Annotated in this window: 12 protein-coding genes; 6 read left to right on the top strand and 6 right to left on the bottom strand. The window is 68.8% G+C overall.

Features of this window, described 5'->3' with window-relative positions:
• Positions 1-27 precede the first annotated feature (27 nt).
• The 3 genes from ABNK63_RS11745 to ABNK63_RS11735 all read right to left on the bottom strand — a co-directional run bounded on the left by ABNK63_RS11745 (position 28) and on the right by ABNK63_RS11735 (position 2,879).
• A complete protein-coding gene (locus ABNK63_RS11745) occupies positions 28-1,104 on the bottom strand; it encodes an NAD(P)/FAD-dependent oxidoreductase (RefSeq protein WP_350015723.1) in 1,077 nt (358 codons plus the stop codon).
• Positions 1,105-1,569: 465 nt separating this feature from the next.
• Positions 1,570-2,322 (bottom strand): anti-sigma factor, encoded by a 753-nt coding sequence (locus tag ABNK63_RS11740; RefSeq protein WP_007806456.1) that lies wholly within the window; start codon positions 2,320-2,322, stop codon positions 1,570-1,572.
• Entirely contained in the window at positions 2,319-2,879 is a 561-nt protein-coding gene (locus ABNK63_RS11735) for a sigma-70 family RNA polymerase sigma factor (protein WP_350015722.1), read from the bottom strand. The genes ABNK63_RS11740 and ABNK63_RS11735 overlap by 4 nt, the downstream gene beginning before the upstream one ends.
• 265 nt (positions 2,880-3,144) lie before the next feature.
• Between ABNK63_RS11735 and ABNK63_RS11730 the strand changes: the two genes are divergently transcribed.
• The 4 genes from ABNK63_RS11730 (at position 3,145) to ABNK63_RS11715 (ending at position 6,658) form a co-directional block, all read left to right on the top strand.
• A complete protein-coding gene (locus ABNK63_RS11730) occupies positions 3,145-4,050 on the top strand; it encodes a DUF3034 family protein (protein WP_007806460.1) in 906 nt (301 codons plus the stop codon).
• A gap of 50 nt (positions 4,051-4,100) precedes the next feature.
• Positions 4,101-4,592: a group 1 truncated hemoglobin gene (locus ABNK63_RS11725; protein ID WP_007806462.1), complete on the top strand. Its 492-nt coding sequence runs from the start codon at positions 4,101-4,103 to the stop codon at positions 4,590-4,592.
• 102 nt (positions 4,593-4,694) lie between these two features.
• A complete protein-coding gene (locus ABNK63_RS11720) occupies positions 4,695-5,591 on the top strand; it encodes a hypothetical protein (RefSeq protein WP_007806463.1) in 897 nt (298 codons plus the stop codon).
• Positions 5,588-6,658 carry a hypothetical protein gene (locus tag ABNK63_RS11715; protein WP_350015721.1) on the top strand — a complete coding sequence of 357 codons (1,071 nt, stop codon included), beginning with the start codon at positions 5,588-5,590 and terminating at the stop codon, positions 6,656-6,658. Before ABNK63_RS11720 ends, ABNK63_RS11715 begins: the two co-directional genes overlap by 4 nt.
• On the opposite strand, the gene ABNK63_RS11710 is transcribed toward ABNK63_RS11715, so the two are convergent.
• Positions 6,624-9,074, bottom strand: a complete 2,451-nt coding sequence (locus ABNK63_RS11710; RefSeq protein WP_350015720.1) for a penicillin acylase family protein — start codon at positions 9,072-9,074, stop codon at positions 6,624-6,626. The two genes, ABNK63_RS11715 and ABNK63_RS11710, sit on opposite strands and share 35 nt — an antisense overlap.
• Positions 9,071-9,886 carry a phosphodiester glycosidase family protein gene (locus ABNK63_RS11705; protein ID WP_050981426.1) on the bottom strand — a complete coding sequence of 272 codons (816 nt, stop codon included), beginning with the start codon at positions 9,884-9,886 and terminating at the stop codon, positions 9,071-9,073. The genes ABNK63_RS11710 and ABNK63_RS11705 overlap by 4 nt, the downstream gene beginning before the upstream one ends.
• Positions 9,887-9,983: 97 nt before the next feature.
• On the opposite strand from ABNK63_RS11705, the gene ABNK63_RS11700 reads away from it, so the two are divergent.
• Both ABNK63_RS11700 and ABNK63_RS11695 read left to right on the top strand, forming a co-directional pair.
• Positions 9,984-10,472: an 8-oxo-dGTP diphosphatase gene (locus ABNK63_RS11700; RefSeq protein ID WP_350015719.1), complete on the top strand. Its 489-nt coding sequence runs from the start codon at positions 9,984-9,986 to the stop codon at positions 10,470-10,472.
• Positions 10,469-10,864 carry an NUDIX domain-containing protein gene (locus tag ABNK63_RS11695; RefSeq protein ID WP_350017218.1) on the top strand — a complete coding sequence of 132 codons (396 nt, stop codon included), beginning with the start codon at positions 10,469-10,471 and terminating at the stop codon, positions 10,862-10,864. Before ABNK63_RS11700 ends, ABNK63_RS11695 begins: the two co-directional genes overlap by 4 nt.
• 301 nt (positions 10,865-11,165) lie before the next feature.
• On the opposite strand, the gene ABNK63_RS11690 is transcribed toward ABNK63_RS11695, so the two are convergent.
• Complete coding sequence (locus ABNK63_RS11690) at positions 11,166-12,572, bottom strand: pitrilysin family protein (protein ID WP_350015718.1); 1,407 nt, start codon at positions 12,570-12,572, stop codon at positions 11,166-11,168.
• Between the last annotated feature and the right edge of the window lie 13 nt (positions 12,573-12,585).

The raw sequence follows: 12,585 nt of genomic DNA, 5'->3' as shown, positions 1-12,585 counted from the left end.
TGAGTGATTGAACGCGTGCGTGCGAGGTCAGGCCGTGGCCGCCACGCGTGGCGGCGGCTCGGCGACGACGGCGTCGCGCTCGGCATCGCGCACGCCCAGGCGCCGCTGCAAGGCGGGGCTGGTGGTCGTGTACTGCAGGTTCACCTTGTCGCCGGGATGCAGATGCGCATGCACGGCGAACGCGCACAGCGCGCTTTCATGGAAGCCCGACAGGATCAGCTTCTTCTTGCCCGGGTAGGTGTTGATGTCGCCCACCGCGAAGATGCCGGGCACCGAGGTCTGGAAGGTCGCCGGGTCCACCACCAGTTGCTGGCGTTCCAGCGCCAGCCCCCACTCGGCGATCGGCCCCAATGCCGGATGCAGGCCCCAGAACACCAGCAGGTGCGAGGCCGCGATGCGCTGGACCATGCCGCTGCGCGTGCGCACGCGGACCTGCGCCAGCGCGTCGTCCGCCGTTTCCAGGCCGACGATGTCGCCCTCGCAGAACTGCATGCGCCCCTCGTCGCACAAGGCCTGCATGCGGGCCACGCTGGCCGGCGCCGCGCGGAAGGTCGACGAGCGGTGCACCAGCACCACGCTGCGCGCGCGCTCGACCAGCTCCAGCGCCCAGTCCAGTGCCGCGTCGCCGCCGCCGGCGATCACGATGTCCTGGTCGTCGAACAGCGCCGGCCGGGTCACCTTGTAGTGCAGCGTGCGGCCCACCAGCGGCGCGGCTTTCGGCAGGTTCAGCGTGCGCGGTGCGAACGCGCCGAGGCCGCCGGCAATGACCACCGCGCCCGCGTCGAACACGAGCCCGCCGCTGGTCTGCAGGCGGAAGCGACCGTCCTGCATGCGCTCCAGCGTGGTGACGGTGTGGCCCAGGTGAAACTGCGGCGCGAACGGCCGGATCTGCTGCTGCAGCCGCTCGATCAACTCGCGCCCGCTGCATGCCAGCACCGCCGGAATGTCGTAGATCGGCTTGTCCGGGTACAACTCGATGCACTGGCCGCCGGCCTGCGGCACCGAATCGATCACCTGCGCGCCGAGCCCGAGCAGACCCAGCTCGAAAACCTGGAACAGGCCGACCGGGCCCGCGCCGATGATGACGGTGTCGCAACTGATCATGAACCGGATCCGCCGTGTGAACGGTGCGGATCATGCGCGTGTGCGGGCGCGATACCTTTGACTTCGGTCAGATTCGGCCGGATGGTTCATGTGGTCGAATGACGCATGGGCGCAGCCGCGATTACCGACCGCGTCCCGCTCTGCCGCACGGCGGTCACCCGGCGGATCGCAGACCACCCCGTGGACGGCCGCCGGACGGCGACTGCGCGTGTCTGCGGTGGCCGACAACGGCATGAGCATGGCCGAGGAAGTGCGCCGCACCAGGCCGGTCGGCAAGGGCGCCGGTCCTGGCCTTGGCACCATCTCCGGTTTCCCCGTGCAGTCCCGCGGCCTGGCCAGCATCGACAGCCAGCCAGCCCGGCTTGCGATGATTCATCACGACGGCGGGTCGGCGAGCGCTGGCGGTGCGCAATCAGCGGTGGCAGCAAGCCGTGATCCTGCGAGATGGTTGATGGCGACCGTGCATCACGCCGATGACACCTTGCCGCCCGCGTTCGGTGCGGTACTGAGTGCGCCCTTGGCGATCACCGGACCGGTCGGCTGGCCGGTGGGTGAGCCCTCCGTCGGTTCCACCGAAACGGCAAGCGTGACCGTCGGCCCAAGGCGTGCCACCAGGGTCGCATCGAGGATCAGAGTGGTGGCGCGGTCGCGCGCGATCATGCCGACGGAAATCGGTTTGCCGCCCGCCGGAATCAGCCACAGTTCGGGTGCACGGCCTGGCTCGAACGCGATCGGCGTGGCGGGCACCACCACCATGTGCGCGTGCTGCGGATCGACCGTGGCGGTCCAGCCGGTGCTGCCGTTGTCCTGCTGGATGGTGGCGGCCATGTAGGCAACCATGGTCGCGGCGGGTGTCGGTGGCTTGCGCGGCAATGCGACGACCACCAGCAGGGCGACAGCGATGGCGCTGGCGCCGATGCCAAGCCAGTGCCAGAGTGGCAGGTTGTTCCACAGCTTCCCGGGCGGCTGCGCGCGGGTCGGCGCATCCAGCTGCAGCGCATGCTGGATACGGGCCCACACGTAGGGAGCGGGCGCCACTTCGGTCACGCTGTCGGCCAGCGGGATCAGCCGGCGCTGCCACAGTGCCACCGCGGTGGCGGCTTCATCGGAAGCCAGCACTTCGCGCGCCACGTCGGCGCGTGTGTCGGCATCCAGCACGCCAAGCACGTATTCGGCGTAGCGCAGGTTGTGGTTGCCGTCGTCGGTGGGGTTGTTCATGAGTCCAGGCACGTGCGGAGTTGCATCAGGCTGCGGCGAATCCAGCTTTTCATGGTTCCCAGCGGCACCTTGCAGCGTGTCGCCAATTCGTTATACGTAGCGCCGGTGAAAAAGGCTTCACGCACCGAGCTCTGCTGCTGCGGCTCCAGTTCGTCCAGACAGTGCTGCAGTCGCCGGTACTCCTGGCTGGTCTGGGCGTCGGCGGCGGGTGTGGGCTGTTCGTCGACCATCTCGTCCAGACGGGACGGATCATCCATCAGTTGCTCGCGATGCTGGCGCAGGCGGTCGATCGCCTTGTTCCGCGACAACGTGACCAGCCAGGTGATCGCGCTGGCCTTCGACGCATCGAAGCTGGCGGCGCGCCGCCACACTGTGGTGTAGGTTTCCTGCAGCACCTCTTCGGCTTCGCCCCGATCGCGCAGCATGCGCAGGCAGACGCCGAACAATCTGGACGAGGTGCGCTTGTACAGCTCGGCGAATGCCTTCTGATCATGGCTTCCGGATTGCTGCAACAGGCGGTTCAACTCGTCTCGCTCGGCGGGGCTGCTGACACTCATGGTTGAATCATCCTGTGGTCCGTATTTCAGCGGCGAGCCAGCTGACGCGGGTCATGGCGACGCCGATTTGCCAACGAGTGGGGACGCCCCACTCGTTGGCGCACGTGCGCATACGTGACGCCGGTGCGGATGGATGCATCAGGAACCAGATCCGGCCCCCCGCGAGGCTGCATGGGCCGGCGAAAGAAAGTTTGCATCTTTTGCGCGGCATTACTCGTACCTCTCCTCACATGCGCATACCGCGCTGTCTGCGAGGGGAGTTTCAATGCGTACGAATGACAAGACCCGGTTCGCCGGGCTGATCGGCCTGGCACTGGGTGGCTGCATGCTTTCCGCGGTGGCCACGGCCGCTGGCACGGATGCCGGCCCGACCACGAGCAACAAGCTGCTGCTGACCGGCGGCGTGTCCCAACTCGAAGGCGCGGCGGGCGGCGGCCTCACGCCGTGGGCGGTAATCGGTGGTTACGGAACGCGCGACGAGATTGGCGCCAATGCGTTCTACACGCGGGTGAACCTGCCGGACTATCACGTGGATACGGCGGGTGCGATGGTCGGCCTGTACAACCGGGTCGAACTGTCGTTCGCGCGGCAGCGCTTCGATACCGAGAAGGTCGGTGCGGCGCTGGGACTGGGTGAGGGTTTCACCTTCCGGCAGGACGTCGTCGGGGTGAAGGTGCGATTGTTTGGCGATGTCGTGCTCGACCAGGGCAGCTGGCTGCCGCAGGTTTCGGTCGGTGCGCAATACAAGAAGAACGATCAGGACGGCGTGGTCAGGTTTGTCGGCGCGAAGCGCTCGCAGGGCACTGATTACTACATCAGCGCGACCAAGCTGTTCCTCGGCCAGAGCCTGCTGGTCGATGGCACGGTGCGTTTCACCAAGGCCAACCAGATCGGCATCCTCGGTTTCGGCGGCGATCTCAACAACTCCTACAAGCCGGAGTTCGAGGCCTCGGTGGCCTATCTGCTGAGCCGGCACTGGGCGATCGGCGCGGAATACCGGCAGAAGCCGAACAACCTCGGCATCGCCAGGGAGGACGACTGGTACGACGCCTTTGTGGCATGGGCGCCGAGCAAGCATGTCTCGCTCACCGTGGCCTACGCCGACCTCGGCAACATCGTGATCAAGGATCGGCAGCGCGGCCTGTATGCCTCGGTGCAGGTCGGTTTCTGAGCCACTTCGCGCCTTCCTTGTCGCCACTTTTTCCCCACCGGGAGTACCCCATGTACAAGCACTATTTCCAGCTCGCCACGCTTGCCGCCGCTGTCATGCTCAGCCAGAGCATCCTGGCGCAGGACACCGCGCCGATGCCGCCGCAGTCCGCGGCAATGGCTGCCAGCGCACCGCGCGATCCGGCACTCAAGCCGGTATTCGACCAGTTCGGCGGCAAGCCGGGCCTGGTCACGCTGATGAACGACTTCATGGACAACCTGATGGCGGACGCGCGCACGCGACCGTACTTCGCCGATAGCGACCGCGAGCACATCAAGGCGGAGCTGGTCGACCAGTTCTGCGTGATCCTCGATGGGCCGTGCACGTATACCGGCAAGGACATGGTCAAGGTGCACCGCAGCCTCGGCATCAACCGCGCAGCGTTCAATGCGCTGGTCGAGGATCTGCAGACGGCGATGGACAAGAACAATGTGCCGTTCCGCGCGCAGAACAAGTTGCTGGCGAAACTGGCGCCGATGCATCCGGCGGTGATCACCAGATAGCCGTCCATCCGGGTGGCTCCGCACGCAAAGCCGTGCTTGCGCAGGACGTCATCCGGCAGTGACCGGATGACGCTGCTGGATCGAAAGACCTCAGGGGGTCGCATGTACACGTATCGCATGGGTTGGATAGGCGCGCTGCTGTTGCTCGGCGCGTGCAGCATGGCGCCACCGCGCCCGCACGCCAGCGCGCCGACGCTCGCGCCGCGGACGCAAGCGCAGCCGATGCCGGCAGTCGCGCCGGCACCGGTGTTGCCAGCAGCGGCGCCGGTGGCTGCTTCGCCCGCGCCTGCGGCAACGATGGCGCCGGTGCCGGCGGCCCGGCCAGCGCACACGGCGGTGACCCATCGTCCCGCGCCGAAGCCGGCGCCGGCGAACAAGGCCGCCGCGACGGCGGTAGCCGCACCGGCGCCAGCGACGCTGCAAGTCAGCGGGCACGTGGATCTGGCCGCCGCGCGCGGCCAGCAGGTCGACGCGGGCGAACAGTCCGACACGCTGGTGTATTTCGTCGCCGACAAAGGTGGCAGCCGCGCCAGGCCGGGGCGCTACACGGTGTATACGCACAATCGGGAGTTCAGCCCCGAGGCGCTGGCGGTGCCGCTGGGCAGCACGGTGACCTTCGTCAACCTGGACGACGTGCGCCACAACGTTTTCTCGGTGACGCCGGGTGCCGCCTTTGATCTGGGCTACCAGGCTTCCGGCGAGAAGGCCGACCACGCGTTTCGCCGGGCCGGCATCGTGCTGGTCAGCTGCAACGTCCATCATTCGATGGAGCTGGACGTGCTGGTGGTGCCTTCCGCCTACGTGGTCAGGGTGGGCGCGGACGGCAACTTCACCCTGACCGGATTGCCGGCAGGACCGGGCACGCTGCACTTCTGGAACCCGCGTGCGCAACCGCTCAGCCAGAAGCTGATCTTGCCGGCGAGCGCGGCGGTGCGCCAGCGGATCGTGGTGACCAGGCCGCGCCTGACCACCGCCCTCCATGCCGTGTCGACGCCATGAAGCCGGCAACGCGATTCCTGCTGCTCGGAACGGGTGCCGTGCTGCTGCTTGCCGTGACGGCGGTCGCCGGAATCCTGTGGCAAGTCGAGCACGCCACGCGTGGCCATGCGCTTGATCAGCTGCGCGTGGCGTCGACGGTGGAGCGCGAGCTGGAAGCGAACCGTCTCAGCGAATTGCAGTTGCGCGCCGACCTGCTGGCCCAGGATCCGGCGTTTGTCGACTACGTGGCGCAGTCGCTGATTCCGAACCCGCAACTGGGCGGCACGGTGGACAGCGCGTCGATCAGCGACCTGCTGAAGGATCGCCGCCGTGGCTACGACATCGCCGTGGTGCTCGATCTGCAAGGCCGCCCGGTGGCGGCATCCGGCATCCTGTTGAAAGACCACGCCAGCATCCAGCGTGATCCGCTGGTCAGCGCCGCGATCAGCCAACGGCAGGCGCAGCAGGGCGTATGGGTGGATCACGGTCAGCTGTACTGGGTATCGGTCAGCCCGCTGCTGCGCGGTGGTGCCTTGCAAGGTTTGCTGCTTGCCGCCAGCCATGTTGACGATGCGTTTGCCACCGCCATCAGCCGCATCGCGCATGTCGACGTGGCCTTGCTGATGCAGCCGGCGCCGGGTTCGGCGCTTCCGCCATCGACGGGTCTGGGCTGGACCGGCACGGCGCTGTCCGCGCAACTTGCCAGCGTGCTGGCGGTGAGCGACAGCAGGGGCGAGGCGCTGACCCTGAGCGATGATCAGCATGCGGCCACCGCCTGGGTGACACCGCTGAAGGCGTCCGGTGGACGTGCTGCACTGGTGGCTATCGGTCCCGACCAAGTCGGCGGTCTGGCCAATCCCGCGGCGCTGCCAGGGCTGGCCGGAGTGGTCGGGCTCGCACTGTATGCGTTGCTGCTGGTGTTGCTGCAATGGTGGCGTACGTGGCTGCCTCTGCAGCGCATGCTGGCGGTGCTCGAACTGGCCGGTCACGGCGACCAGCACCTCACCATTCGCATCCGCGGCAGCGCCATCGTCAGGCGTTTACGCGAAGGCATCAATCCGTTGCTGCACCGCGCGCGTCAGCTGTAGGCGATGGTTCCGGCACCGGGCGCAAGGTCAGCGTGTGGCTGGCGGCGCCCGGCAACAGCGGGGTCGGCCTGCCGTTGGCCCAGTCCGCGTGACCCGCGCCGAAATACGGCGACAGCGGGTGGTCGCTCTGGCCGCCGGGCATGTTGAGGATGGCCTCGGCCTCGTGGCCGGGCGCGACGTCCAGGTGTTCGGATGCGCCGAAGCCGGGCGCGGCGACGTGGGGCATGTTGTTGTCGCCCGGGATCGGCTGGTCGGGCATGTCGATGTGGCGGCCCAGCCAGCGCGGCAACGCGGCGGACAGCGGGTGGCGGATGTCGGCGCGGTTGCGCTCGCCCCAGCTGCGTGCGGCGAGGCCACCGGGTTGCCGGCCCAGTTCGGTCGTCACCTGTTTCGCGGCGTCGACGAGCAGGGCGTGCCAGTCGGGATATCGCGGGTCGAGCAGTTGCGGCGGTCGCGCGTGGATCAGCGTCCACACGGCCGCCTCGGCACTGTTTTCGCCGGGCCAGCTGAAGTCCGCGTAGCGCTGCTTCACGCGGGCGGCGAACGGCGCCAGCACGGCCTCGCTGACCTGGTTGCGGAACGCGCGCACCAGCCGGTAGTCGACGCTGTCCACCGCGGCGCGGCCACGCCAGGTCGCGGTGAGCTGGCGCAGTTGCTGCAGCGCCGGGTCGGTGCTGCCGGCCAGGGTGTGCTGCAGCAGGCGCTGCCAGCGCGTGAGGAACACCGCGCGGTTGTCCAGCTGGATGTCGAGCAGGTTGCCCGGGGTGAAACTGGGGCGGGCGCGCAGGTCGTCGCGGATCTGCTGGGCGCGCGCGCCGAGGTCGTGGCCGCCGTTGCCGAGCAGGGCCAGCGCGTCGCCGTCGACGGTGCGGTTGTTGGCCGTCCACAGCCGGCCATCGGCGGGATTCTCGATGCGCGGGTAACGCTCGGCTGCGGCCCAGCCCTGCCAGCCACTGCCCGGTTTCGACCAGTCCGACGGCAGCAGCGGGTCGATCCCCGCGCGCAGCGGGATGCTGTTGCCGGCGAGGGTCCAGCCGATGTTGCCGTGGCTGTCGGCGACCAGCAGGTTCTGCGGCGGCATGCCGAGATGCGGCGCCAGGTCCAGCGCCGCAGCGACGTCGGGCGTGTGCTCCAGCTGCATCAGGTCGAGGTTGTAGCCGTGCGGCCGGCCGGCGATCCACGCCAGCGCCAGCGGCGTGCCGTCGGCGTCCTGGCCCATGATCGGGCCCCAGCGGGTGTCCTCGACCTTGAGGATGGTGTCGGGACGACCCTTGACCCGGATGTGTTCGTCGTGGGTCTCGATGCTGGCCCAGCCGTCGGGCACCTTGTAGCGGCTGGCGTCGTGCGGATCGCGCAGCACGCGCACCCAGTCCTGCCAGTCGCCGTAGCTGTTGGTGAAGCCCCAGGCGATCTGGCCGTTGGAACCGACGATGACCGCCGGCGTGCCGGGCAGGCTGACGCCGTTGACGTCGCGCTGGCCGCCCGGCGCGCCGGCATCGGGATAGCGCAGGCGGGTGCGGAACCAGATGTTCGGCACGCGCAGGCCCAGGTGCATGTCGTTGGCCAGCATCGCCGCGCCGTTGCCGGTGAGCGTGCCGGCCACGGCGAAGTTGTTGCTGCCGGGGCGCGGTGCATCCAGCGCCGGCGCCAGCGTGGCGGTCAGCGCCGTCGACGCTGCAGTCGGTGCGAGCGGGCGCAGGTCGAACACGCTGGCGGCGGGCAGCACCGGCGTGCGCGACAGCCGACCGCTCAGCGGCGCCTCCCAGTCGGGGTCGGGCGCGAGCAGGAAATCCACCAGCGAACCGGGCAGCACCGCGCGCATCTGCGCCATGCGCAGCTCGCGTTCGTTGCGGCCGTCGCTGTTGAGGTCCAGGTACATCGCGGCGATCACCAGCGCGCTGTCTTCCGAGCGCCACGGTTGCGGCTGGCTGCCCAGCAGCAGGTATTCCCATGGCCGCACCCGCAGGTCGGCCAGACCGGCGTTGACGCCGTCGCGATAGCGGTCGAGTTCGTGCTTCGCGGCGGGAGCCATCTGCGCATAGGCAGCCTCGACCACGGCGCGCAGCCGATGGCGACGGTGGTTGAGGTCGACCTTCAGCGCAGCCGGCCCGACCAGCGCGGACAGTTCGCCGGCGCTCATGCGGCGCATCAGGTCCATCGCGAAGAAGCGCTCCTGCGCGTGCACGTAACCCAGTGCATAGCTGATGTCGGTGCGATTCTTCCCCTCGATGGTGACCGTGCCCAGCGCATCGCGACGGATGCTGACCGCAGCGGACAGGCCGGTGGCCTGGCGCGTGCCGTCGAGCCGGGCACGGCTGCCGGCGAACAGGTACCAGCCGACGAGGAAGGCGGCCAGCAGCAGCGCCAGCAGGCTCGGCAGCGCAATGCGCAGGATGCGGCGACGACGCGTCGTCATGGCTTGGCGAACACCGCGAAGATGCCCGCATACGGCTTGACCATGAAGGCCGGAGCGCCGGCATAGCCTTCGCCGTCCACGTACAGCTGCGAGATGCTGCCATCGAGGTACAGCGCGTCGCGGCAGCCCAGCTTGTCGCGGAACAGACGTCCAAACGTATGGAAGTTCACCGGCGCCTCGCTCACGGCAAAGACCACTTCGGTCGGGGTTTTCACGCAGACGCCGCTGCGCCATTTCAGGCTGGACGAATCGTCGACGAACTGCTCGTTGAGCTTGCCGTCGATCAGCAGCATCGGGCCGGACTGGGTGGCCCACTTCGCGCTCTTGCCGTCGGCCTTGAACGCGGCGCTGGTGCGCACCGCGGCGTGGCCGTCCGGATACACCGCGAACACGCCGTTCGGCAGCAGCGAGAAATTGCCCGAGGCCGGGTTGCCGTGGGCCAGGTTCAGCGGCACCACCGTCTTGCCGTTTTCCACGTACAGGCCGAGCGGCGCGAACTTGTGGTCGTAGATGCCGGCGTTGGCGGCGAACAGCAGGTGCCGGCCGTGCTGCTCGCCCCACTGGCGCAGCGTCTCGATGCTGCTGAAGGGCTGGCCGCTCTGCGGGTCGCGCCAGTGCAGGGACAGGCCCTCGCGCCTGAGATCGACGTGCACGATCCGGTAGTTCTGTCCTTCGAACGCGATCTCGCCGCTGGCCAGTGCCTGCGCCGTGGGCGCGCAACCGGGCGCGCCGAGCAGCAGCAACACGGGCAACAGCGCGCGCTGCCATCGGGAATGGCGGGGGCGGGGGTGGAGCGGGGAAGAAGAAGCCATGCGTCGATGGTCGCCGCCCTGCGTTGCGCGTGCAAGTCCGCCGCCTGCGCAGAGGCCCGGCTGCCGTTAAACTTGCGCTTTTCCCCGGTGCCCGCCCATGCCCTATACGCCGATAGTGGCAACCCTCGGTTACGTGCTGTCGCCCGATCGCAGCGAAGTGCTGATGATCCATCGCAACGCCCGCCCGGACGACCAGCACCTGGGCAAGTACAACGGCCTGGGCGGCAAGATGGAGCCGGGCGAGGACATCGCCGCCTGCATGCAGCGCGAGATCCTCGAGGAGGCCGGCATCACCTGCGAGTCGATGCAGTTGCGCGGCACGCTGAACTGGCCCGGCTTCGGCAAGCAGGGCGAGGACTGGCTCGGCTTCATCTTCGTGATCGACCGCTACGCGGGCACGCCGTTCATGGTCAATCCCGAAGGCACGCTGGAGTGGATCGCGCTGGAGCGCCTGCTGACCCTGCCGATGTGGGAAGGCGACCGCCACTTCCTGCCGCTGGTGTTCGACACCGACCCGCGCCCGTTCCACGGCGTGATGCCGTACCGGGATGGCCGCATGCAGTCGTGGTCGTACACCCGGCTGTGAGCGCGGAACCGGTCATCCGCATCGTCGCCGCGGTGCTCCGCGACACGGCCGGACGCAGCCTGCTGGTGCGCAAGCACGGCGCCACGGTGTTCCAGCAGCCCGGCGGCAAGCGTGATCCGGACGACCTCGACGAACTGGCCACGCTGGCCCGCGAGCTGCGCGAGGAACTGGGTTGCGAACTGCTGCGCGACTCGGCCCGCCTGCTGTGCCATTGCCGCGCGCCGGCGGCCAACGAGCCCGGCCACGTGGTCGAGGCGGCCGTCTACGCGGTGGCAGTGCGCGGCGCGATCACGGCCCAGGCCGAGATCGCCGAACTGCGCTGGATCGATCCGGCCCGGCCCGACGTGCCGGTGGCCCACCTCAGCCGTGAACACATCCTGCCGCTGTTGTGAGCCTGCTTGTTGCATGGGTAAAGCCGTGCGGGCCGCCTTGCTCCCTCCCCTGCGTGCCCCGCAAGGGGACTTCCTTCGGTCGCAGGGGAGGGCCGGGGTGGGGTCGCTGTTCGCCGCAAAGTCAAAAGCCACCCCCTCCTGACCTCCCCCTGCTGCGCAGGGGGAGGGATCGAGCGTGCGGTTTTGCTCCCACCCTGTCATGCAGGAGATGAAAGCGAAAGCGCCGCCTTGCTCCCTCCCCTGCGTGTCCCGCAAGGGGACTTCCTTCGGTCGCAGGGGAGGGTTGGGGTGGGGTCGTTCTTCAGGGCTTGAACGCCGCAAACGTCCCGTACGGCTTCAGCTGCGCATCGATCGCCTTGGGATCGCCCACGATCACGATGCTCTGGTCCTTCGCGGCGAAATACTTGCGGCCCATCGCCTGCACTTGCGCGGCGGTGACCTTGTTCGCCTCGGCCACGTAGCTGCCCAGGAAACTCGGCGGCAGGCCGTCCACCCAGTAGTTCGCCAGCGTGCCGGTCAGCGAGCCCTGGATCTGGTTGCGCAGCAGGTAGATGCCGCCGACCAGGCGCTTGGCGCCGTTGAGTTCTTCCGCGCTGGCCGGCTGGCTGGCCATGCTGTCGAACAATTTGGACAGTTCGGCCAGGGTGGCGCCGGTGACTTCGTTGCGCACGTCGACGGTGGCCACCGTGCTGCCGCCCACGCGGCTGGCGCTGAAGCGCGACCACGGGCTGTACGAGTAGCCCTTGTCCTCGCGGATGTCCTGGGTGATGCGACTGGTGAAGCCGCCGCCCAGGATGGTGTTGGCCACGGTCAGCGGGACGTAGTCCGGGTCGCTGGCGGGGACGGCTGGACGGCCATAACGGATGTTGCTCTGCACGGCGCCGTCGCGCGCCACCAGCAGCCGCTGGGGCGCTGCTTCACGTGGTGCCGGCGCAGTATCGGGCAGGGCCTTGCCGTCGGCCTTCCAGCTGCCGAACTGCTGTTCGGCCAGCTTGAACGCCGCGTCCGCGTCAATGCGTCCCACGATCACCAGCAGGGCACGATCGGGCCGGAAGCGGGCGTCGTGCAGCGCGCGCAGCGAGTCGCTGGAGGTGGCCTGCACGGTGGCTTCGACCAGCGAATCGCGCGCGTACGGATGATCGCCGTAGACCGCGTGGCTGAAGGCACGGCCCGCCTGCCAGTCCGGGTCGGCTTCCTGCACCTTCAGGCCCTGCAGCGCATTGGCCTTGGCCAGGGCGACTTCGTTGGCCGGGAAGCTGGGATGCAACGCGGTGTCCGCCACCAGCGCCAGCAACTGCGAGGCGTGCGAGGCCAGCGCGCTGGCGCGGATGCCGATCGCATCGTCGTCGGCGCCGGCACCGTAGTCGCCGCCGATCGCCTGCAGTGCCTCGGCGATGTCGCGCGAGCTGCGGCTGGCGGTGCCTTCGTCGAGCAGGCGCGCCATCATCTGCGACATCGCCGGCGTGGCGGCGGCGTCGGCCGCGGTGCCGCCGAGCACGGACAGCGCCACGTTGACCTTGGGCAGGCCGTCGCGCGGCACCACCCACACGGTGAGTCCGTTCGGCAGTGTGCGCTGGGCGATCTGCGGCACCGGCAGCGGCTTGTCCGGGCCGTAGGCGGGCAGGTCCTTCGGCAACGCCGTGGTGGAGGCTTGCGCCATGCCGGCCAGTGCCAGGCCAAGCGCGATGGCGAGCGTCCTGAATGTCATGTTCGTCTTCATG

Source organism: Rhodanobacter sp. IGA1.0 (assembly GCF_040208325.1).
Lineage (GTDB): Bacteria > Pseudomonadota > Gammaproteobacteria > Xanthomonadales > Rhodanobacteraceae > Rhodanobacter > Rhodanobacter spathiphylli.
The sequence above is the reverse complement of the archived record's forward strand: the minus strand, read 5'-3'. Positions and strand labels throughout refer to the sequence as shown.